The organism is Streptomyces sp. NPDC057623, from assembly GCF_042800355.1.
Taxonomy (GTDB): Bacteria; Actinomycetota; Actinomycetes; order Streptomycetales; family Streptomycetaceae; genus Streptomyces.
Genome location: NZ_JBHVGZ010000027.1, coordinates 77858 through 99149 on the forward strand (window position 1 = coordinate 77858; position 21292 = coordinate 99149).

Here is a 21292-nt window from a genome sequence, read left to right on the forward strand (position 1 = left end):
ATTTGTGGTGTATCAAGCTCAATAGAGCATTCACCCGGCTTCCCCTCCACCGTGTCGAACCACCGTCGCCGCACAGCCCGCCCGCCCCGAAATCCGCCGCCCATGAGTGAACCGGGTCCCGATTCAGGCCGTCTTCCGGCTCGGGCCCCGAGTCCCACCCGACGGGCGAAACCCACCGTTCCCTCGATTCCGGACCGTGGACCCATGCACCCCATCCACCCCCGCGCCCCCCGCACCGAGTGCGAACCGCAGGTCGGCGTCATCGTCATCGGCTACAACGACGCCGCACATGTGACGACCGCCGTCCGCTCCGCACTGGCGCAGGGCCCCGTCGTGCGCGAGGTCGTCGCCGTCGACGACTGCTCGACGGACGACAGCGTGGACCTGCTCGCCCGCCTCGCCGCGGGCGAACCGCGCCTGAAGGTGGTCCGGCGCCGGGTCAACAGCGGCGGCTGCGGCAGCCCGCGCAACACCGGGCTCGACCGGGTGACCGCGCCGTATGTGATGTTCCTGGACAGCGACGACGTGCTTCCGCCGGGCGCGGCCGACGCGCTGCTCGCGGCGGCGACGGGGGCGGACGCCGAGGTGGCGGGCGGTCTGTGTGTACGGCGGGAACTGCCGGGCCGGCGCGAGGTGCCCTGGCAGGCGTCCCTCTACACCGCACCCGCCGTGCTCGAACACCCCGCTCAGCGCCCTCGCCTGGTCCACGACACGCTCTGCGTGAACAAGCTCTACCGCACGGACTTCCTGCGCGAACACGGCATCCGCTTCCCCGAAGGGCGCTTCCCCTACGAGGACTTCGTCTTCACCGCGCGCGTGCTCGCCGCCCGGCCGCGCGTCGCCCTCGTCCCCGACCGGGTCTACGTCTGGCACGTGCGCCGCTCGGCCGACCGGCTGTCGATCTCCCTCGACCGCGCCGGCATCGCCAACTGGCAGGCACGCACGGAGGCGAGCCGACTGGCGTACGAGATCCTGCTCGCCGCCGGGCAGAAGGAGCTCGCGCGGGCGGCCCGCGCCAAGTTCCTCGACCACGAACTGCGCATATACGCCCGCGAGCTGGAGTTGCACGACGCGTCCTACCAGCAGGCGTGGTGGGTGCACACACGGGCGTATCTCGCGGAGTACGACGCGTCCGACTGGGACCACAACCCCACCGCACCCGGCCGCCTCATCGGCCGCGTCGTCCTGGCCTCCCCCGAGCCCCGCGACCTGCCCCGCCTGAGGGACCTGGCCTCCCGCCCGGCCCGCCTCCTCCCTCCGTACGCCCGCTCCCCCGACGGCACCCCGATCTGGTCGGCCGAGCTGTCCGAGGTCACCCTGGAGCCGCTGCTGACCCGCCCCGTCCGCCTCCTCCCCCTGGCCGTCGACGCGGAACTGCGCCCACGCGCGCGTACCGCCCTCCTCCGGCTGCGCCTGCACGAGCTGTACGGCAGAGTGGCGCAGGCGAGGCCGGAGGCGCTGGAGGTGGAGTGGCGGTGCCGGGAGACGGGCGTGGCGGCGGGGCCCGGAACGGGGGTGGCGCTCGGACCTCCGTCGGCTGACGGGGGTGGCGCCCGTCCGGCCGAGGTGACGGTCGGGTGGGCGGAGTTCGGGGCGGGCACATGGGATCTGCGGCTCCGGGTGCGCTTCCGGGGCGGCGCGTACCGCGAGGTGACGGCGCACGCGGTCCCGGGCGCCGGTCTGCTGCGCCGGCGAGCCGCGGTCGGCGCCCGCTGCTCCCTCGTGCTCGTGCAGCCGTACACCACGCACTCCGGCGCGCTGGCACTACGCGTGGCGCCGGGCTTACGGGGAGTCATGTCGGTTGTCCGCAGCAGACTCCGCCGCCTGCTTCACTGTCACTGACCACAGGCCCACTGACGAGGGGACGGCCGCACATGACCTGGCTGATCACCGGCGGCGCCGGCTACATCGGAGCGCACGTCGTACGGGCGATGACCGAGGCGGGCGAGCACGCCGTCGTGTACGACGACCTGTCCACCGGCATCGCCGACCGGGTGCCCGACGGTGTCCCGCTGGTCGTGGGCTCGACCCTGGACGGCGAGCGCGTCGCCCGCGCCCTGGCCGACCACGAGGTGACCGGCGTGGTCCACCTGGCGGCGAAGAAGCAGGTCGGCGAGTCGGTCGACCTCCCCCTGCACTACTACCGGGAGAACGTCGAGGGCCTGCGTGTCCTGCTGGAGGCCGTGACCGCGGCGGACGTACCGTCCTTCGTCTTCTCCTCCTCGGCGGCGGTGTACGGCATGCCGGACGTCGACCTGGTGACGGAGGAGACGCCGTGCGTACCGATGTCGCCGTACGGCGAGACCAAGCTGGCCGGCGAGTGGCTGGTCCGGGCGACGGGCCGCGCGACGGGCCTGGCGACGGCATCACTCCGCTACTTCAACGTGGCGGGCGCGGCGGCCCCGGAACTCGCCGACACCGGCGTCTTCAACCTCGTCCCCATGGTCTTCGAGAAGCTCACGGAGAACGCGCCGCCGCGCATCTTCGGCGACGACTACCCGACCCCCGACGGCACCTGCGTCCGCGACTACATCCACGTCGTCGACCTGGCTGAGGCCCATGTGGCCGCGGCCCGCGCCCTGCGGTCCTCCCCCGGCCACTCCCTCACCCTCAACATCGGCCGCGGCGAAGGCGTTTCGGTCCGCGAGATGATCGACCTCGTCAACGCCGTCACCGGCTACGACCGCCCCCCGACCGTCACCCCGCGCCGCCCCGGCGACCCGGCCCGCGTCGTCGCCTCCGCCGACCGCATCGCGACCGAGCTGGGCTGGAAGGCCAAGCACGACGTCCAGGACATGATCGCCTCGGCCTGGGAGGGGTGGGTGCGGGAGCATCCGGGGGCGGCGCGGAGCTGAGCGTCCCGCGGACGGGGTCCGGGCGAGCGCGCGGGCCCGGGGATCTGGTCCGTGGCCTGCGCGACGGAGCAACCCCCGGATTCCGCCTACGAGTTGTTCAGATACGTCAGCACGGCCAGCACCCTCCGATGCCCGCTGTCGCTCTGCGGCAGCCCCAGCTTGAGGAACACGTTGCCGATGTGCTTGTGGACCGCGCGTTCCGTGACCACGAGGGTCGTGGCGATGGTCGCGTTGTCGTGGCCCTCGGCCATGAGCGCCAGTACCTCGCGCTCGCGTGGAGTGAGGGAGTCGAGCGGGGAGTCGCGGCGGCGGGTCAGCAGTTCGGTGACGACCTCGGGGTCGAGGGCGGTGCCGCCGGCGGCGACCCGCTCCAGCGCGTCGAGGAACTCGTCCACCCGGCCGACCCGGTCCTTCAGCAGGTAGCCGAGGCCGCTCGCACCGCCGGCGAGCAGCTCGGCGGCGTAGGACTCCTCGACGTACTGGGAGAGCACCAGGACCGGCAGGCCGGGGATCTCCTTGCGCGCGGCGAGGGCGGCGCGCAGCCCCTCGTCGCGGAAGCTCGGCGGCATCCGTACGTCGAGCACGGCGGCGTCGGGGCGGTGTTCGAGGAGCGCGGGCAGGACCTCGGGGCCCGTGCCGGCGACGGCCGCCACCTCGTGGCCGGCCGACGTCAGGAGGAGGACGAGGCCCTCGCGCAGCAGGGCGTTGTCCTCAGCGATCACGACTCTCACGGCAGTTCCGCCTCTACTCCGGTCACCGTACGACCGCGGTGACGCCGCACCTCGACCGACCGGCGGTCGCTGCGCGCAGCCTACTCACACTGCCCTGGGCCACTTACAGCGCCTGAGCCGCTCACAGCGCCTTGAGCGCCTGCGTGGTGGACCGGGCCAGGGCGTCCAGATACCCCTTGGGCAGCTTCGGGCTGCGGGCCACGACCATCCGCCAGTACAGGGGGCCCGAGATCAGGTCGAGAGCCAGCTCGTCGTCGAGGCCCACCCGCACCTCGCCGCGCTGCTCCGCCCCGACCAGGATCTTGCTGGCGACCCCCTCCTGCCCCTGCTCCAGCGCCTTCTGCAGCGCCTCGGCGATCTCGGGGTTGCGGGCCGCCTCCGCCTGGAGGTCGGGGATGATCTGCGAGACGACGGGGTGCCGCAGGGCGCGCGAGGTCACCTCGTACAGCATCCGCAGGTCACCTTCCAGGGAGCCGGTGTTCGGCGTGGGCAGCCCCATCACCGCGACCGCCGACACCACGTCGAGGACGAGGTGCAGCTTGGAACGCCAACGCCGGTAGACCGCGGTCTTGCCGACACCCGCCCGACGCGCGATGCCCTCTATCGACATCCGCGCGTAGCCGACGGCCGCCAACTCCTCGAAGACGGCCGCCCGGATCGCCTCCGTCACGTCCTCGCGCAGTACGGCCGCCCCGGCGGGGGTCCGGCGGCGCGGACGCGTCTGGGGCTGGTCGGCGTTCGTCGTCATGCGGACCAGCATAGGGCGTTGCGACGATACGGGCCCGTCCCTACGTCAACCGGCTGCCGGCTGCCGGCTGCTTCCGGGAGCGGCTCGGCGGGAGCGGCTCGGCGGGAGCGGTTCGGCGGGAGCGGTCGCCGCGGGCGCCGACGTCACGACGGAACGGGTTCGTCCCAACGCCCCCCATCTCTCGCCCCCTGTCGCCAACGTCACGACGAAACGGTTGCGTCCCGACGCCTCCACGACCTACGCTCACGTTACGACGATACGGTCTCGTCCCGACGTAAGAGAACGTGAAGAGTCCAGTAAGGAAACGCCGGGCGACCGGCACCCCAGCCGCACGCGCAGACACAGACGCACCGCACCCCCACTCCCCCGAGCGAAAGCAGCGGATGTGACCCAGGCCCTCCACACACCGCCCGCCGCGACCCCGGCCCCACCCCCCGAAACCGACCTCGCGGCCCTCGCCGCCCGGCACGGCCTGTCGGTCAGCGGCGCCCGCCCCTCCCTGCCCCAGTACGTCCGTGAGCTGTGGGCGCGCCGCCACTTCATCGGCGCGTTCTCCACGGCGAAGCTCACGGCCCAGTACAGCCAGGCGAAGCTCGGCCAGGTCTGGCAGGTGCTGACGCCGTTGCTGAACGCGGCGGTGTACTACTTCATCTTCGGCAAGCTGATGGGCACCAGCCGAGGCGTGCCGGACTACATCCCGTTCCTGGTGACGGGCGTGTTCGTCTGGACGTTCACGCAGAGCTCGATCATGGCGGGCACCCGCGCGATCTCCGGGAACCTGGGCCTGGTCCGCGCCCTGCACTTCCCCCGGGCCGCGCTGCCGATCTCCTTCGCGCTCCAGCAGCTCCAGCAGCTGCTGTTCTCGATGGCGGCCCTGGTCGTCATCCTGCTCTGCTTCGGCATGCCGGTCACCCTCTCCTGGGCGCTGACGATCCCGGCGCTGGTGCTGCAGTCGACCTTCAACGCCGGCATCGCGATGATCATGGCCAGGATGGGCGCCAAGACGCCGGACATCGCCCAGCTGATGCCGTTCGTGCTGCGCACCTGGATGTACGCGTCGGGCGTGATGTTCAGCATCAGCCACATGATGGCCAAGCACACGGACACGCCGTCCTGGGTGACTTCGGTCCTCCAGGCCAACCCGGCCGCCATCTACATCGACCTGATGCGCTTCGCACTCATCGACAGCTTCCACGGCGACCAGCTCCCGCCGCACGTGTGGGCGATCGCGACGGGCTGGGCGCTGCTCGCCGGCATCGTCGGCTTCATCTACTTCTGGAAGGCTGAGGAGACGTACGGCCGTGGCTGACAACGCAAAGATCGCACAAGGGCTTGTCCCGAACGGGGCGGCCGCACATGCCCCGGTCCCCCACGGGCCGGTCCCCACCGTCATCGCCGACGGTGTCGACATCGTCTACCGCGTCAACGGCACGGGTGCCGGCCGCGGCTCGGCCACCGCCGCCCTCAACCGCATCCTGCGCCGCGAGAAGTCCGAGCGGGCGGCGGGCGTGCGCAAGGTGCACGCGGTCAGGAAAGTGTCGTTCGTCGCGTACAAGGGCGAGGCCATCGGCCTCATCGGCACCAACGGCTCGGGCAAGTCGACCCTGCTCAAGGCGGTCGCCGGCCTGCTCCCGGTCGAGAACGGCCGTATCTACACCGACGGCCAGCCCTCCCTCCTCGGCGTGAACGCGGCCCTGATGAACGACCTCACCGGGGAGCGCAACGTCCACCTCGGCGGCCTCGCCATGGGCATGTCCCGCGAGCAGGTCAAGGAGCGCTACCAGGAGATCGTCGACTTCTCCGGCATCAACGAGAAGGGCGACTTCATCACCCTCCCCATGCGTACGTACTCCTCCGGCATGGCGGCCCGCCTGCGCTTCTCCATCGCCGCGGCCAAGGACCACGACGTGCTGCTGATCGACGAGGCGCTGGCCACGGGTGACCGTTCGTTCCAGAAGCGCTCGGAGGCGCGGATCCGCGAGCTGCGCAAGCACGCGGGCACGGTGTTCCTGGTCAGCCACAACAACAAGTCGATCCGCGACACCTGCGACCGCGTCCTGTGGCTGGAGCGCGGCGAGCTGCGCATGGACGGGCCGACGGACGAGGTCCTGAAGGAGTACGAGGCGTTCACGGGCGACAAGGCCGACAAGTCGGCCAAGCCCAGCCCGAAGCCCAGCCAGGCACCCACCTCGAAGCCGACCTCGAAGCCGCAACCGGAGACTCGGCCGACGCCCCAACCGAAGCCCGCCCCCGCCCCTCTTCCCTCGTGAGGCCCAACTGCGGGTCACCCTTTCATCCCATTAGTGTCACTATGTCCTAGGTCGGGTCCTGCGCCGGACAGGGGGCGCCCGGCGCGATGAAGAAGGTGAAGGAGTCCCCGCGATGCCCGAGCTCAGCGTCATCGTCCACGGACCGAACACCCAGGACCGGCTGACCGGACTCCTCGTCTCCCTGGCCGCGCACCCCCACCCCGACGTCGAGGTGATCGTGGCCGCGGTCGGCCCCTGGGCGCAGGAGACGGCACGGGCGTACGCCCCCGAGATGCTGGTCCTGCCCCTGCCGGACGGGACGGACGACGCCGCGGCCCGGTCGGCGGGGGCGGCCCGGGCCTCCGGTCGCTGGCTGCACTTCGTGCACGCCAAGGACGCGCTGCCCGTCGGCGGCCCCCGCATGGTCGCCGAGCGGGCCGCGGAACTGCCGGACGAGGTGGACGTGCTCCTCTTCGACCACGTCCGCTCCACCTGGGAGACCTCCGGCCTCCCCTCCGCGGACGGCCCCCGGCTGGCCCGTGCGGGCCGTGCCGCCCATCTCCTCGACGACCTCGCCCGCAGCGCGCTCCGCATCACCCCCCTCCTGGGCAACCGCGCGCTGCGCACCTCCTTCTGGCAGGCGCACGAACCCGGACTCACCACCCCCGACGAGCCGTACGCCGCCTACGCCACCCTCCTTCGTGCCGACCGGATCGCCGCCCTGAACCAAGTGGCGTACGAACACCACGAGCTGCGCCCCGAGAGCCTCCCGCCGGTCACCGCCGAGCAGCACTACTCCCTCGTCGACCGCTACGAAGCACTGCTCGCCCTCGCCCAGACCCGCGCGGCGTCCCGGGCCACCGCCGCCTCCACCGCCGCGACCGCCGGATCGGCAGGCCCCACGAACCCCGCCGCCCCCACCTCCACAGGCTCCCCCGGCCCCACGACCCGCGCCGTCCACGCCGTCCTCTACGACGTCATGGTCCGCGACTGCCTGCGCACCTTCGCCCGCACGACCATGCCGGACCCGGTGGCCAGGGAGTTCTTCCGTCGCGCCGCCGAGGCGGCCGTCCGCCGGCGCCCTCCCGAGTACCGCCGCCCCGCCGGCCCCGAGGGCATCCGCCGGGCCCTCCTCGAAGAGGACGCCTACACCAGGTACCGCGCCTTCCAGGCCGCCAACCGGGCCCGCCGCGCCGCGAAGTCGGCCGTACGAGACCGTAGACGCCAGGTGGCGGCCGCCCTCGGCGACCGCCACTACCGCAAGGCCCTGTCCCGCCCGGTCGACCCCAACCTGGCCGTCTTCGCGGCGTACTGGAACCGCGGAGTCGCCTGCAACCCGGCAGCCATCGCGGCCAAGCTCACCGAACTCGCCCCGCAGGTCCACCCGGTGTGGGTGGTGACCCCCGAGAACGCGCCGCTCCTGCCCCCGCACACCGACCACGTGCTGCCCGGCACCCGCCGCTACCGCGAGGTGCTGGCCACGGCCAAGTACCTGGTCAACAACGTCAACTTCCCCAACGCGATCGTGAAACGCCCGGACGCCGTCCACCTCCAGACCCATCACGGCACCCCGCTCAAGCGGATGGGCGTCGACCAGATGGAGTTCCCGGCGGCGGCCAAGGGCCTGGACTTCGAGGCGTTGCTCGCCCGTATCGACAAGTGGGACTACAGCGTCTCCGCGAACAGCCACTCCACCCGCATGTGGGAGCGCGCGTACCCGTCCCGCTTCGTCTCCCTCGACCACGGCTATCCGCGCAACGACGTCTACTACACGGCCACCGCGGCCGACATCCGGACGATCCGCGACCGCCTGGGCATCCCCCCGAACCGCCGCGCGATCCTCTACGCCCCCACCCACCGCGACTACGAGGCCGGCTGGACCCCCCGCCTCGACCTCGCCACCCTCGCCGACCAACTCGGCGAGGACACGGTCCTCCTGGTCCGCGGCCACTACTTCTACGACGGCACGCCGTCCCCCCTGACCGCCCTGCGCCGCAGCGGCCGGGTCATCGACGTCTCCGCCTACGATCCCGTCGAGGACCTCTCCCTGGCGGCGGACGCGCTGGTCACGGACTACTCGTCCATCATGTTCGACTACGCCAACCTCGACCGCCCGATCGTGGTCTTCGCCGACGACTGGGAGACGTACCGCTCCACCCGCGGCGTCTACTTCGACCTGATCGCCGAGCCCCCCGGCCAAGTGGCCCGCACCCAGCGGGAACTCACCGAGATCCTCACCACCACGGCCTGGCGCGACGAGGGCGCGACGAAGGCGCGGGCCGCCTTCCGCCGCCGCTTCTGCGAGTACGACGACGGCCGCGCCGCCGAACGGGTCGTACGCCGGGTGTTCCTGGGCGAGAGCGAGGACGCGCTGCCGCCGGTGACCCCGCTGGAGGAACGCACACCCGCACCGAGCCCGGAGGAGGCCCTGTGAACCCGGACGTGCCCCCGGAACCGACCCCCGACGTCACCGTGACCGTCATCGTCTACAACGACGCGGCGCGTCTGCCCAGGGCCGTGGAGTCGGTACGCCGGCAGACCCACGCCGACATCGAGATCATCATCAGCGACGACCACTCGACGGACGAAACCCCGGACGTGGCCCGGCACCTGGCGTCCCAGGACCCGCGCATCCGCCACCTGCGGCTCCCGCGGAACAGCGGCGGTTGCAGCGCCCCGCGCAACCGCGCCCTGGAGATCGCCCGGGCGCCGTACGTGATGTTCCTGGACAGCGACGACGAACTCACGGACAACGCCGTCGAGTTGCTCCTGTCGGCCCACCGCGAGCGGGAGATCGACTTCGCGATGGGTGCGGTCGTGCGGGTCCGGGAGGACAGCGGGCGCCGTACGAAGTGGATGCCGCACCTGGTCGCCGAGCGCCGCACGGTGATCGGCATCGAGTCCGAACCCCGTCTGCTCTTCGAGCACCTGTCGACGAGCAAGATGTACGCCCGTGCCTTCCTGGACCGCTACGACCTGCGGTTTCCCGAGGGCATCCACTACGAGGACCAGCTGTTCTCCGCACAGGCGTACTGTCTGGCCAAGGAGTTCACCATCGTCCCGGAGCCGGTGTACCGCTGGTACATCGCACCGTACGCGGCCACGGACGCGGCATCGATCTCCAACCAGCGCCACAAGCTGGACAACGTCCGCGACCGCGTCCACGTCCAGCGCCTCATCGACGACTTCCTCGTCGAGAGCGGACACGGCGGACTGCGCGAGGACAAGGACTACAAGTTCCTCAAGCACGACTTCCGGATGTACGCCGGTGACCTGCCCTACCGCGACGAGGAGTGGCTGTCCTCCTTCGCGGACATCACGACCCCCTACCTGGAGACCCTCTCCCCCGCGGCCTACGCCCGCCTGCCCCGTATGGAACGCGTGGTCCTCCAGCTGATCCGCGAACACCGCTTCGCCGACGCCCGCCTGGCGGCACGGGGACTGGGCCGCGCGGTGGCGCCGCGGCAGGTGACGCCGGACGCGGAGGGCCACACGTACTGGGGCGCCGGCCTCCCCACCTCCGCCTGGGCCCGTCGCGAACTGGACGTCCTCGACCTGGAGCTGGACACCCGGCCCTTCCGGAGCGCCCAGTTCCGCCACGAGATCACCGAGCTCACCCGCGGCCCCGGCGCCTCGGTCGACCTCGCCATCCGGACCTACGACCCCGGTCTGCGCCTCCCGGTGGGCCCCCACCGCGCGAGCCTCCTCCTCACTCCCGGCCGACGACGCCTCAAGGTCCCCTTCCGCCTCACCCCGGTCCGCCCCGGCGTCTACGAGGGCCACGTCCACCTGGACCTGGCGACTGCCCCCGTCCCCCGCCACGGCTTCGCCGGTGTCCGGCACCCCCTCCTGCGCATCGAACACCAGGGCCGGCAACACACGGCCGTCCTCCTGGCCCCCCTCGCCTTCCCACCCCTGACGGCCCGCATCGACTACCACACCAGCACGGCCCCCCACCGAGTCACCATCGAACCGGAGGGCCGCGGCCCCGGCCGCCTCCAGATCCGCTGGCAACCGGTGGGCATCACGGCGAGGCTGGTACGCCCGGTGGTACGCCGCGTGGCCCGCCCGAGGGTGAGGCGGGCTGCCCGCCTGCTGAGAAGCGCCCTGCGCTAGGCATCTTTCAGCCTGTCCGGCGTTTGAGGACGAGGCCGCAGGCCGAAGCGGGGGTCCAGGGGCGGCAGCCCCCTGGCGGGGTGGAAGGGGCGGAGCCCCTTCAGGGATGGGACGGGGAGGGGCGGCGGGGGCGAAATCCCCTCACCGCACCACCTCGTACAGCACCTGCCCACCCGGCCCCCGAGCCACCACCCGCAACCCGGCCCCCACTCCAGCCTCAGCCCCCCGATCCACCACCCACCGCACCCCGTACGCCCGCACGATCGACCGCCGCACCCCCTCCGGCGCCCCCACCGCGAAGTACCGCCGCACATCAGCCACCCGCCGCCCCTCGTCCGGCAGGAAGAAGTCGGGATACCCGGGCGCCACGGTGTACGCCCCGTACGCCGGGATCTGCCGCGCCGGAAACGTCCGCGCCATGACCACATCCCCGTACTTCACCCACGGCGTCACCCAGTGATATCCCGCCCACGGCGCCCGGTACTTCGCCGCGACCACCCCAGGCAGCGAGGCGCGCGGAACGACGTACCCGAGGGCCCCGGCCTGCGTCCACGCCCCCACGGCCAGCGCCCCGGCCAGCACTCCCGCCCACACCGCACGCCAGGCCCGCACCTCGACCACGATCAGCGCGGCGGCGATCTGTGCCGGAATCAGCACCGCGGGCAGCGCCCTGCCCCACGAGTAGTGCCCGCTCGCTCCGCCCAGCGCCACGACCAGCACTCCCAGCGCGAAGAGAAGCACCAGCGGGTCCCACCGGTCCCGCCACCACCGCACCGCCAGCGCCACCACCCCCACCGACACCAGCCAGTACCGCCTCGCCGGCCCCCGGTACAGCCCCCGATGCACCGACTCCAGATCAGCCCCGGCCCCGAACAGCGCGAAGAAGTCGTAGTACGGCCAAGCCCACAGCACCCCCGCCCCCACCAGCACCCCCACCGCCAGCCGCAGCCACACCCCCCGCCCGGCCCGCGCGGCGACCACCGTGGCCAGCGCCCCCAAGGTGGCCACCACCCCCGAGAACTGATGGCACAGCAGAATCACCGCCCACAGCCCGCCGAGCCCGGCCCACACCCCCCACCCGGCCACCACCGGCGCCGCCCGCACGGCCCCCGCCAGCCAGGCCCAGAGATGAAAGGCCAGCCCCAGCGCGAACACACTCGGATACGACACGGTCAGCGCCAGCGAGTTCAGCCCGAGAAACCCGCTCCAGGCGAACAGCGAGGTCCCCCACAGAAACACCAGGCACAGCACGGCGAGCGCGGGCGCGGCCGGATGCGCGCTCAGCGTCCGCACGTACCGCCACACCCCGCTGACGAGCAGCGCGAGCCCCACCGCCGCCCCGATGCGCAGCACGACGAAGACCGAGAACCCCGTCAGCCGGGCGACGCAGCCGAGCACCAGCATCCACGGCGAGTAGTACGGACTCGGCGTGTCCGCGTCGACCAGCGGATTGCCGGGGTCGACCAGGCTGTGCCGCAGACGTTCGACCGTCGCCGCGTGCATCCCCAGGTCACCGGCCCACGGAAGCCGGACGATCACCAGCAGGAGCAGCAGCACGACCAGCGCGGCAGCGACCTGCGGAACGACCGTGGTTCTCCGCAGCGCGGCCCGCATCGTGCTCACGCGAGCACTTTAATTCCGTTTTGCCCCAAATACACGAGCGCCCCGGACTGTCACAGTCCGGGGCGCCCTGACGCATGTACGGCTGGGAAGAGCCGTACGGCCTACGTGTGCGACCGCAGCAGCGTCCGCATGGTCCGCATCGCCACCGACAGGTTGGCCAGATCGAACGCCTCCGACCCCTGGATCTCCTCCAGGGTCGTGCGCGCGCGCCCCAGAATCGCCGAGTTCTTCTGCTCCCACGCCTTGAAGCGCTGCTCGGGCGTCGCGGTGCCGTTGCCGGCCGCCAGGACGTCCGAGGTCAGGGCCGCGTGGGCGGCGTAGAGGTCCTCGCGGATGGAGGCGCGGGCCATGGACTGCCAGCGGTCGGCGCGGGGCAGCTCGATGATGCGGTCCATGAGCTGGGTGATGCGCAGACGGTCGGCGAGGTCGTAGTAGACCTCGGCGACGTCCATCGGGTCCTTGCCCATGCGGTCGGCCACCGAGACGATGTCCAGCGTCGGGAAGGCGGAGGAGAAGCCCGCCACCCGCGTGGCCAGTTCGGCCGGGACGCCGGCGCCGGTCAGCTCGTCGTGGATCGCCTGGTACCACTCCAGGTCCGCGCCCTTGAGCAGCTTCGGCAGCTCCGACCACACCTGCTCCACCCGGTCGGCGAAGAAGTCGACCGTGTCGGCGAGCTCCAGCGGCTGCGGCCGGTTGTTGAGCAGCCAGCGCGTGCCGCGCTCGACGAGGCGGCGCGAGTGCAGTCGGATCCGGGTCTGGACGACGGCCTCGACCTTGTTGTCGAGCGCCTCGACCTCGTCCCACACGACCGCCGAGCGGAAGATCGCGCGGGCCACGGTCTGCGCCCGGACGATCTCCTCCAGCGAGGCGCCGGTCTCCTCGCGCAGCCGGTGCAGATAGGTCGTACCGCCCGTGTTGACCGTGTCGTTGACCAGCACGGTCGTGGTGATCTCACGGCGCAGCGGGTGACTGACGAGGTACTCCGGGAACCGCTCGCGCAGCGCGGTCGGGAAGTACGCGTGCAGCAGGGTGCTCAGGTACGGGTCGTCGGGCAGCGAGGTGTGCAGCAGCTCCTCGGCGACCGTGATCTTCGTGTACGCCATCAGGACGGCCGTCTCCGGGCCGGTCAGGCCGTGGTCGGCGTTCAGGCGTTCGCGGATCTGGCGGTCGGTGGGCAGGAACTCCAGCCCACGGTCCAGGTGCCCCTCCCTGACCAGGTGCTTCATGAAGCGCTGCTGGGCGTGGAGCATGGCGCCGGACTGGGCGAGGGCGTTGGCGATCGCCGTGTTCTGGGCGTAGTTGTTGCGCAGGACCAGGCGGCCGACCTCGTCGGTCATCTCGGCGAGCAGCTTGTTGCGCTGCTTGACCGTCATGTCGCCGTCGGAGACCAGGGCGTTGAGCAGGATCTTGATGTTCACCTCGTGGTCGGAGGTGTCCACGCCCGCGCTGTTGTCGATGGCATCGGTGTTGATCTTGCCGCCGTGCCGCGCGAACTCGATCCGGCCGAGCTGCGTCAGCCCGAGGTTGCCGCCCTCGCCGACGACCTTGACGCGCAGGTCGGCGCCGTCGACACGGATGACGTCGTTGGCCTTGTCGCCGACGTCCGCCTGGGACTCGGTCGAGGCCTTGACGTACGTACCGATGCCGCCGTTCCACAGCAGGTCCACCGGCGACTGGAGGATGGCCTTCATCAGCTCGGCCGGCGTCATCTTGGCGACCTTGCCCTCGATGCCGAGGGCCTCGCGAATGTGCGCGTTGACCGGGATCGCCTTGGCGGTACGGGGGAAGACGCCGCCACCGGCCGAGATCAGCTCGGTGTTGTAGTCCTCCCAGCTGGAGCGCGGCAGCTCGAAGACGCGGCGGCGCTCGGCGTAGGAGGTGGCCGCGTCGGGCTTCGGGTCGATGAAGATGTGCCGGTGGTCGAAGGCGGCGACCAGGCGGATGTGCTCGCTGAGCAGCATGCCGTTGCCGAACACGTCACCGGACATGTCGCCGATGCCGACGACCGTGAAGTCCTCGCTCTGCGTGTCCACACCCAGCTCACGGAAGTGCCGCTTGACGGACTCCCAGGCACCGCGGGCGGTGATGCCCATGCCCTTGTGGTCGTAGCCGGCCGAGCCGCCGGAGGCGAAGGCGTCACCGAGCCAGAAGTTGTACTGCTCGGCGACCCCGTTGGCGATGTCGGAGAACGTCGCGGTGCCCTTGTCGGCGGCGACGACGAGGTAGGTGTCGTCCTCGTCGTGCCGGACGACGTCCGCCGGGGGCACGACCTCGCCGGCCACCATGTTGTCGGTGATGTCGAGCAGCGCCGAGATGAACGTCTTGTAGCTCGCCACACCCTCGGCCAGCCAGGCGTCCCGGTCCACGGACGGGTCGGGCAGCTGCTTGGCGACGAAGCCGCCCTTGGCGCCGACCGGCACGATGACGGTGTTCTTCACCATCTGCGCCTTGACCAGGCCGAGGATCTCGGTCCGGAAGTCCTCACGCCGGTCGGACCAGCGCAAGCCCCCGCGCGCGACCTTGCCGAAGCGCAGGTGCACGCCCTCGACGCGCGGCGAGTAGACCCAGATCTCGTACGCCGGTCGCGGCGCGGGCAGGTCGGGGATGGCTTGCGGGTCGAACTTCATGGAGACGTAGTCGTGGTACTTGCCGCCCGCCGCCTCCTGGAAGAAGTTCGTGCGGAGCGTCGCCTTGATCACGGTGAGGAAGGACCGCAGGATCCGGTCCTCGTCGAGGCTCGCCACCTGGTCGAGCGCCGCGTCGACCTCTTCGAGCAGCGCGTCCACGATCTCGCGGCCGGCGGCCTGCCGGTCCGGCGACATCCGTGCCTCGAACAGGGAGACGAGGAGACGGGTGGTGTGGACGTTGTTGCGGAGGGTGTCCTCCATGTAGTCCTGCGAGAAGGTGGAGCCGGCCTGCCGCAGGTACTTCGCGTACGCCCGCAGCACCATCGCCTGCCGCCAGGTGAGCCCGGCGCTCAGCACGAGGGCGTTGAAGCCGTCGTTCTCCGCCTTGCCGGTCCAGGTCGCGGCGAACGCCTCCGAGAACCGCTCGCGCGCGTCGTCACCGGGATAGTCCCCGGCACCGCCCGCCGTCTTGGGCATGCGCAGGCCGAAGTCGTAGATCCAGGCGACGCTGCGGTCGGAGCAGCGCAGCTCGTACGGCCGCTCGTCCACGACCTCGACGCCGAGCCGGGTGAGCACCGGCAGGACGGCGGACAGGGAGACGGCCGCACCCTTGCGGTAGATCTTGAACCGGCGCTCCTCGGGGGCGGCGCCGACCGGCTCGTACAGGCTCAGCGAGAAGTTGTTCTCCTCGGTGAGCTGTTCGATGTGGACGAGGTCGGAGACCGCGGAGCGCGGGGTGTGGTCGGCCTTGTAGCCCTCGGGGAAGGCGTTGGAGTAACGGCGCAGCAGTTCCGCGGCGCGCTCCTCGCCGAGCTCGGCGTTCAGCGCGTCGGCGAAGCCGTCGGCCCACGAGCGGGCGGCCTCGACGAGACGCGCCTCGATACGCTCCTTGTCCGCGTCGCTGAGCTGCGGCAGCTCCGTGCCCTGCGGCACACGGACGACGAAGTGCAGCCGGGAGAGGATCGACTCGGTGTTCCAGGCGGTGAAGTCGACGCTGGTACCGCCGAGCTCCTCCTTCAGGATGTCGATGATCCGCAGCCGCACGCCGGTGGTGTAGCGGTCCCGGGGGAGGTAGACGAGGGCGGAGTAGTAGCGCCCGTACTCGTCCTGCCGCAGGTAGAGCCGCAGCCGACGGCGTTCCTGGAGGTAGAGCACGGAGGTGGCGATGCGCTGGAGCTCGGCGACCGGGGTCTGGAAGAGCTCGTCGCGCGGGTAGGTCTCCAGGATCTGGAGCAGGTCGCGGCCGTCGTGGCTGTTGGGCGAGAACCCGGCGGCCTCCAGTACGTCGTCGACCTTGCGACGGACGACGGGCACCCGGCGGACGGACTCGGTGTAGGCCGCCGAGGAGAACAGGCCCAGGTAGCGCCGCTCGCCGACGACCTCGCCGTTCTCGTTGAACTTCTTCACCCCGACGTAGTCGAGGTACGACGGCCGGTGCACGGTCGCCCGGCTGTTGGCCTTGGTGAGGATGAGGAGCTTGTGCTCGCGGGCCTTGGCGCGGGCGTCGGCCGGCAGCCGCTCGAAGGACGGGCTGACAGGGTGGCTGTCGGTCTCGGAGTGGTGCGGGTCGGCGCGCAGGATGCCGAGGCCGGTCCCCGGCACGGCGGCCAGCGAGTCGTCCTCGCGCAGCTCGTACTCGCGGTAGCCGAGGAAGGTGAAGTGGTCGTCGGCCAGCCAGCGCAGCAGCTCGCGGGCCTCCTCGAACTCCTGCTCACGCAGGTCGGAATGGGGCTCCTGGACCAGCTCGTCCGCCATGCGCACGGCCAGGTCCCGCATCTTGCTCCAGTCCTCGACGGCCTCGCGGACGTCGGACAGGACGCGCAGCAGGTCGGCGGTGATCTGCTTCAGGTCGCCGCGGTCGGTCTCCCGGTCGAACTCGACGTGGATCCAGGACTCGGTGTGGGTGTCGTGCGCCAGCTCACCGGCGGGCGGCGCGGTGAACACCTCGATGAGCTTGCCGGTGACGTCGCGGCGGACGAAGACCTGCGGGTGGATGACCACATGGATGCCGCGCCCCTGGCGAGTCAGCTCGTTGGTCACGGAATCGACCAGGAAGGGCATGTCGTCGGTGACGACTTCCACGACGGAGTGGCTGCAGGTCCACCCGTTCTCTTCCACGGTGGGCGTGTGCACCCGCACGTTGGCCGTGCCCTGAGGGCGGTTCTCGGCCAGTCGGTAGTGCGAGAAAGCGGCTCCGAAGATGTCGACCGGGTCGCGGTCGCTGAGGTCCTCCGGGGCGGTGTGCAGGTAGTAGCGCTGGAGGAACGAGAGCACGGTGTCGTGGTCCGGGGTGCCCGGGCTGCTCTTGTCCGTCGTCCCAGTCGGTAGGTGCCCCCCGACCGGGCTGTTCTCAGCTACCCGGGCGGCCCTCTCGAGCAACTCGGCCTTGGCTTCGTCCAGCTTGGTCTGCATTGTCCTCTGGCTCCTGTCGCGCGCCGTTGCGTGACGTAGAAGGAAGTACGGTCTCTTCCCCTCCGGTATAACGCCGCGACGCGGGGTGTCCGGTCTGCTTCGACGCTATGCCGCGAGGTGAGATGAGCGGGGATATATGAGCCAATCTTGAGCTGCCCAAGGGGTGTGACGCTGCTCTCTGCGACGTCCGGGCCCGGGGTGTGCTTGACGTCCCGGGGGCCCTTACGCCCCCCTCCCGCCCGCGAAGACCAGCGACCGCCGCCCGGTCACGGATGTCGTCCGTGCTCCCCGGGCGCAGGGCAGGGGCAACATTGCCCCCGCGAGCTATCGCGCTGATCACGCCACTAAGGCTATCGCTCCTTACAGGGGGCCCGTCATGAGCCGTATGTGTACAAAACCGGGGGTAGAACTTTGACGTTCTGCACAGGGGCAAAGGGGGCGGGGAGGGCGTAACTGGCGGTGTCGGGTGTGCGGGGGGAGGCTGGGGAGTGGGACCGAGACGGCGGCCGAGCCAGGACACCGAGCCGGAGGCAGGCCGTCCGGAGGCGACCCGTGTCCGAAAACAGCGGTAGGGCAGCCCCACCGGGAAACGCCCACCCATACGGCGGCAACGGCGCACGACCTCTTGGCGCGCGCAGTCGCGGACCAGTCGTGCCGCTTGGGCGACGACCGCCTCAGGGCCGCGGCACCCCGCACACCTCGTCGGCCCTTCCGGCGCCTCCATGCCGCACACCCCCTTGGCAAGACCTCAGCCCCGAGGCACGTTGCCCCTAAGGCCCGACGGAGGCGCGGACCACGGCCAGGAAGAGGAGCGCACCCGACATGACACCGAAAATCCTCATCGTCACCGGCGACGCCGCAGAGTCACTGGAGGTCCTCTACCCCTATCAGCGCCTCCGCGAAGAGGGCTACGACGTACACATCGCGGCCCCCGCCCGCAAGCAGCTCCGGTTCGTCGTCCACGACTTCGAACCCGGCTTCGACACCTACACCGAGAAACCCGGCTACACCTGGCCCGCAGACCTCGCTTTCTCCGAGGTCGACCCGGGCGACTACGCCGCCGTCGTCGTCCCCGGCGGCCGAGCCCCGGAGTACCTCCGCAACGACCCCGAACTCCGCAAGATCCTCAAGTCGTTCTTCGACGCCGACAAGCCGGTCGCCCAGATCTGCCACGGTCCCCTGCTCACCGCCGCGATCGACAGCCTCAGCGGCCGCCGCGTCACGGCGTATCCCGCTCTGGAACTGGACATGCAGGCGGCAGGCGCCACCTTCCAGGACGCCGAGGCGGTGGTCGACGGCACCCTGGTCTCCTCCCGCGCCTGGCCGGACCACTCCAGCTGGATGCGCGAGTTCCTGACGGTGCTGCGGGCGAAGGCACCGGTGACGTAACGCCCTCAGCCCCGACCATCTGGCCGGGGAGCCCGCCCTGATCGGGCGGCCGACGTGGCTGCGGGCCCGGGCAGACGTGGCTGCAGGCCCAGATCGGCCTTGCCACGAGGCACCCGACCGTCGGCCGGCCCCCCGTCAGGCACCCCGTCGGCGGGCGCTGACCCTCGCCGCCCGACCCCGGCCTGCCCGCTCGGCTACGCCGCCAACCGCTCCGCCTCCGCGACCGCCTCCCCCAGCGTGTCCACCACCGGCACCCCCGCCCCTTCGAGGCTGGCCCGGCTGTGCGACCCCCCGGTGTAGAGCACGGCCCGCGCCCCCACGTGCAGCGCCGCCACCGCGTCGTCGGCGGCGTCCCCGATCACCACCGTGCGAGCCGGATCCACGCTCGCGAGCGCCTTGATGTGCCGCACCATGTGCTCGGCCTTGCTGCCCCCGGACGGCCCGGTCCGCCCGTCGACCCGTATGAAGTGCTCCTCGATCCCGAACCCCCGCACCAGCGGCACGAGTTCGTCATGCCCGTACATGCTGAGGATCGACTGGCTGCGCCCCGACGACCGCCATTCCACCAGCAGCTGCGACGCACCCTCGGTGAGCCCGCACGTCACCCGGTGCTCGGTGTAGTACCGGTGGAAGGTCTCGTCCATGACCTCCCACTCGGCGTCGGTCGGCAGCCGCCCCAGCAACCGCTCGTAGAACTTCGGCACCGGCACGCAGTACAGCGACCGGTACTGCTCCAGCGTGATCGGGGCGAGTCCCAGCTCGCCGAACGCCGCGTTCGTCGCCCCGATGATCGCTTCGTTGTCGTGGAACAGGGTCCCGTTCCAGTCCCAGACGATGTGCGCCCCTACGTGCTTCCCCATGTCGAAAACCGTACCCGCCACCACTGACAATCAAGAGAACAGCCGGTCACCGAGGCATCCGGGAGCATCGGGCCCCGGGCTCAGCCCCGCAGCCCCACCAGATTCGGGATCTCCTGCGTGGCGTACCACAGCAGCTCATGATCCTCGGCTCCGTCCACGACGAACTGCGCGTCGTCGTCCCCGCCGTCCGCCGCCGCGAGCGCCTCCGCGGCCGCCGCCACATCCGCCTCCGCGTCTCCGGAGTCGACGTGCACGGCAGCCGCCTTGGCCAGCGCCACGCCCCCGGCGATCCGCACCTCGCCCAGCGCCGACGGGTCCAGTCCCCGGTCCGGGTCGGCCACGGCCGCCCTGTCGGGCACGTCGGCTGCGACCACGACCCGGCGCCGCACCGCCCCGCTGTCCGCCGCCAGCAGCCGCAGCGAGGCCAGCGCGGCCCGGTTCAGCGCCGCGTACTCCAACTCCTCGATGTCGTCGGAGAGATACCACTCCCGCAAGGCGGGCGTGACGGCGTACGCGACGAGCGGCTCGGCCCCCAGCTCGCCCCCCTTGTACGCCTCGGCGAGACCGGGGAGGGTCAGGGGGACGTAGACGCGCATGGCTGACCGCTTTCGTACTCGTAAGGCTCCGCTAGGACCCGAGGAAGGCGGTCGGGTCCCGCACCTCCCGGAGGGCTTCAGGATACGTGCGGGCGTCCCCTTTCGAGTCCCCCGCACCCCCTCGCCCGGCGTCCACTCCGGTCCGGAAACTCACCCGGTGCGGGCCCGCAGGCACGGCCTTCCGCACCCTCGCGTCACCCAGATAAGTGAAGATTCCGCCGCCCGGATCGGGGTCCCCGCTTCCTTGCCGCCGGCACCCAGAACCCCGTACAAGATCACCAACCTCGAAGTTACCGCCCGGTATCAACCGGGCCCCTCGAACGGGGACCCCATGAACAAGGTCATGACCAGGACGCAGCACCGCCCCGGCACCCGCCCGCCGAGCCGCCGCGACACCCGCCGCCCCGGCGGCGCCCCGCCCCGCACGCCGACCGGCGGCGTGCCCCGTACGGCAACTCCCGGCGGCCGCCCACCCGGCTCCCCGGGCCCGACGGGCCCCCGCGCCCGCACCGGCCCCACGGACACCCGTCCGCCCACCACCGCTCCCACCCGGCCACGGGCGATCGTGCCGCCCGCCGGTGAGTGCGGGCACCCCGTCCCCCAACCCCGCCCCACCGACGTCTTCGCCGACCGCCTGCTTCTCGTCCTGAGCGGCCAGCGCCCCGTCCACTCGATGCTCCGCCACACCGCCGGCCGCGCCTACGACGAACTCGCCTGGCTCGCCGAACGCGGCCCCCTGCGCACCCGAGGCACCCGCCCCGTCATCCGCGACATCGGCTACTTCGAACCCCGCCCGGGCGCCATCGAAGTCTTCGCCCGCATCGGCGCCGGCGACCAGCTACGCGCCATGGCCTTCCGCCTGGAACAGAGCGGTGACCTCCGCTGGCGCTGCACAGCCGTAGAACTGGGCGGCCCACGCAGGCCACACACGGACGACGCCTGAGCATCACGGGAGGTCCGGGGGGCGCGGGAAGCACCGTGGACGGGGGGCCGTGGGCCACGGGGGCTCCGTGGACCTTGGGGGGACTCTGTGGACCGAGGAGGGCTCCGTGGGCCACGGGGGCTCCGTGGACCTTGGGGGGACTC

Annotated in this window: 14 protein-coding genes; 8 read left to right on the forward strand and 6 right to left on the reverse strand. The window is 71.4% G+C overall.

The genetic code is table 11. The annotated features are described in order from the left end of the window. The first annotated feature begins 204 nt into the window (after positions 1–204). Both ACFU95_RS26100 and galE read left to right on the forward strand, forming a co-directional pair. Positions 205–1842 carry a glycosyltransferase family 2 protein gene (locus ACFU95_RS26100; protein WP_383831894.1) on the forward strand — a complete coding sequence of 546 codons (1638 nt, stop codon included), beginning with the start codon at positions 205–207 and terminating at the stop codon, positions 1840–1842. 32 nt (positions 1843–1874) lie between these two features. Continuing rightward, the gene (gene galE, locus ACFU95_RS26105; RefSeq protein WP_383831896.1) at positions 1875–2855 is read left to right on the forward strand and encodes a UDP-glucose 4-epimerase GalE; all 981 of its coding nucleotides are present in this window, start codon (positions 1875–1877) and stop codon (positions 2853–2855) included. Between the two features lie 86 nt (positions 2856–2941). On the opposite strand, the gene ACFU95_RS26110 is transcribed toward galE, so the two are convergent. Beyond that, positions 2942–3586 carry a LuxR C-terminal-related transcriptional regulator gene (locus tag ACFU95_RS26110; protein ID WP_383831898.1) on the reverse strand — a complete coding sequence of 215 codons (645 nt, stop codon included), beginning with the start codon at positions 3584–3586 and terminating at the stop codon, positions 2942–2944. Positions 3587–3707: 121 nt separating this feature from the next. Next, positions 3708–4346 carry a TetR/AcrR family transcriptional regulator gene (locus ACFU95_RS26115; protein WP_030051329.1) on the reverse strand — a complete coding sequence of 213 codons (639 nt, stop codon included), beginning with the start codon at positions 4344–4346 and terminating at the stop codon, positions 3708–3710. 373 nt (positions 4347–4719) lie between these two features. Between ACFU95_RS26115 and ACFU95_RS26120 the strand changes: the two genes are divergently transcribed. The 4 genes from ACFU95_RS26120 (at position 4720) to ACFU95_RS26135 (ending at position 10699) form a co-directional block, all read left to right on the forward strand. Continuing rightward, positions 4720–5643, forward strand: coding sequence for an ABC transporter permease (locus tag ACFU95_RS26120; protein ID WP_383831900.1), 924 nt, complete (start codon positions 4720–4722; stop codon positions 5641–5643). A gap of 10 nt (positions 5644–5653) precedes the next feature. Beyond that, positions 5654–6604: an ATP-binding cassette domain-containing protein gene (locus ACFU95_RS26125; RefSeq protein WP_383831949.1), complete on the forward strand. Its 951-nt coding sequence runs from the start codon at positions 5654–5656 to the stop codon at positions 6602–6604. Between the two features lie 112 nt (positions 6605–6716). Continuing rightward, positions 6717–9017: a CDP-glycerol glycerophosphotransferase family protein gene (locus ACFU95_RS26130; RefSeq protein WP_383831902.1), complete on the forward strand. Its 2301-nt coding sequence runs from the start codon at positions 6717–6719 to the stop codon at positions 9015–9017. Next, positions 9014–10699 carry a glycosyltransferase family 2 protein gene (locus ACFU95_RS26135; protein ID WP_383831904.1) on the forward strand — a complete coding sequence of 562 codons (1686 nt, stop codon included), beginning with the start codon at positions 9014–9016 and terminating at the stop codon, positions 10697–10699. Before ACFU95_RS26130 ends, ACFU95_RS26135 begins: the two co-directional genes overlap by 4 nt. A 141-nt stretch (positions 10700–10840) precedes the next feature. On the opposite strand, the gene ACFU95_RS26140 is transcribed toward ACFU95_RS26135, so the two are convergent. Further along, positions 10841–12313 carry a hypothetical protein gene (locus ACFU95_RS26140; protein WP_383831951.1) on the reverse strand — a complete coding sequence of 491 codons (1473 nt, stop codon included), beginning with the start codon at positions 12311–12313 and terminating at the stop codon, positions 10841–10843. A gap of 110 nt (positions 12314–12423) precedes the next feature. Further along, positions 12424–17361 (reverse strand): NAD-glutamate dehydrogenase, encoded by a 4938-nt coding sequence (locus ACFU95_RS26145; protein ID WP_383831906.1) that lies wholly within the window; start codon positions 17359–17361, stop codon positions 12424–12426. 822 nt (positions 17362–18183) lie between these two features. Between ACFU95_RS26145 and ACFU95_RS26150 the strand changes: the two genes are divergently transcribed. After that, complete coding sequence (locus ACFU95_RS26150) at positions 18184–18750, forward strand: DJ-1/PfpI family protein (protein WP_383831908.1); 567 nt, start codon at positions 18184–18186, stop codon at positions 18748–18750. A 194-nt stretch (positions 18751–18944) separates the two neighbouring features. Here the strand turns inward: ACFU95_RS26150 and ACFU95_RS26155 are convergent, their stop codons facing one another. After that, positions 18945–19610: an HAD family hydrolase gene (locus tag ACFU95_RS26155; RefSeq protein ID WP_383831910.1), complete on the reverse strand. Its 666-nt coding sequence runs from the start codon at positions 19608–19610 to the stop codon at positions 18945–18947. A gap of 80 nt (positions 19611–19690) precedes the next feature. Next, positions 19691–20206, reverse strand: coding sequence for a DUF6912 family protein (locus tag ACFU95_RS26160; protein ID WP_383831912.1), 516 nt, complete (start codon positions 20204–20206; stop codon positions 19691–19693). Positions 20207–20537: 331 nt separating this feature from the next. On the opposite strand from ACFU95_RS26160, the gene ACFU95_RS26165 reads away from it, so the two are divergent. Then, positions 20538–21149, forward strand: a complete 612-nt coding sequence (locus tag ACFU95_RS26165) for an Rv3235 family protein (RefSeq protein WP_383831914.1) — start codon at positions 20538–20540, stop codon at positions 21147–21149. Positions 21150–21292 lie beyond the last annotated feature (143 nt).

What these genes read in the sequence shown, in the direction of transcription:
- ACFU95_RS26100 (WP_383831894.1), top strand. Translation starts at nt 205, where the DNA reads ATGCACCCCATCCACCCCCGCGCCCCCCGCACCGAGTGCGAACCGCAG.
- galE (WP_383831896.1), top strand. Translation starts at nt 1,875, where the DNA reads ATGACCTGGCTGATCACCGGCGGCGCCGGCTACATCGGAGCGCACGTC.
- ACFU95_RS26115 (WP_030051329.1), bottom strand. Translation starts at nt 4,346, where the DNA reads ATGCTGGTCCGCATGACGACGAACGCCGACCAGCCCCAGACGCGTCCG.
- ACFU95_RS26130 (WP_383831902.1), top strand. Translation starts at nt 6,717, where the DNA reads ATGCCCGAGCTCAGCGTCATCGTCCACGGACCGAACACCCAGGACCGG.
- ACFU95_RS26140 (WP_383831951.1), bottom strand. Translation starts at nt 12,313, where the DNA reads ATGCGGGCCGCGCTGCGGAGAACCACGGTCGTTCCGCAGGTCGCTGCC.
- ACFU95_RS26145 (WP_383831906.1), bottom strand. Translation starts at nt 17,361, where the DNA reads ATGCAGACCAAGCTGGACGAAGCCAAGGCCGAGTTGCTCGAGAGGGCC.
- ACFU95_RS26150 (WP_383831908.1), top strand. Translation starts at nt 18,184, where the DNA reads ATGACACCGAAAATCCTCATCGTCACCGGCGACGCCGCAGAGTCACTG.
- ACFU95_RS26155 (WP_383831910.1), bottom strand. Translation starts at nt 19,610, where the DNA reads ATGGGGAAGCACGTAGGGGCGCACATCGTCTGGGACTGGAACGGGACC.
- ACFU95_RS26160 (WP_383831912.1), bottom strand. Translation starts at nt 20,206, where the DNA reads ATGCGCGTCTACGTCCCCCTGACCCTCCCCGGTCTCGCCGAGGCGTAC.
- ACFU95_RS26165 (WP_383831914.1), top strand. Translation starts at nt 20,538, where the DNA reads ATGAACAAGGTCATGACCAGGACGCAGCACCGCCCCGGCACCCGCCCG.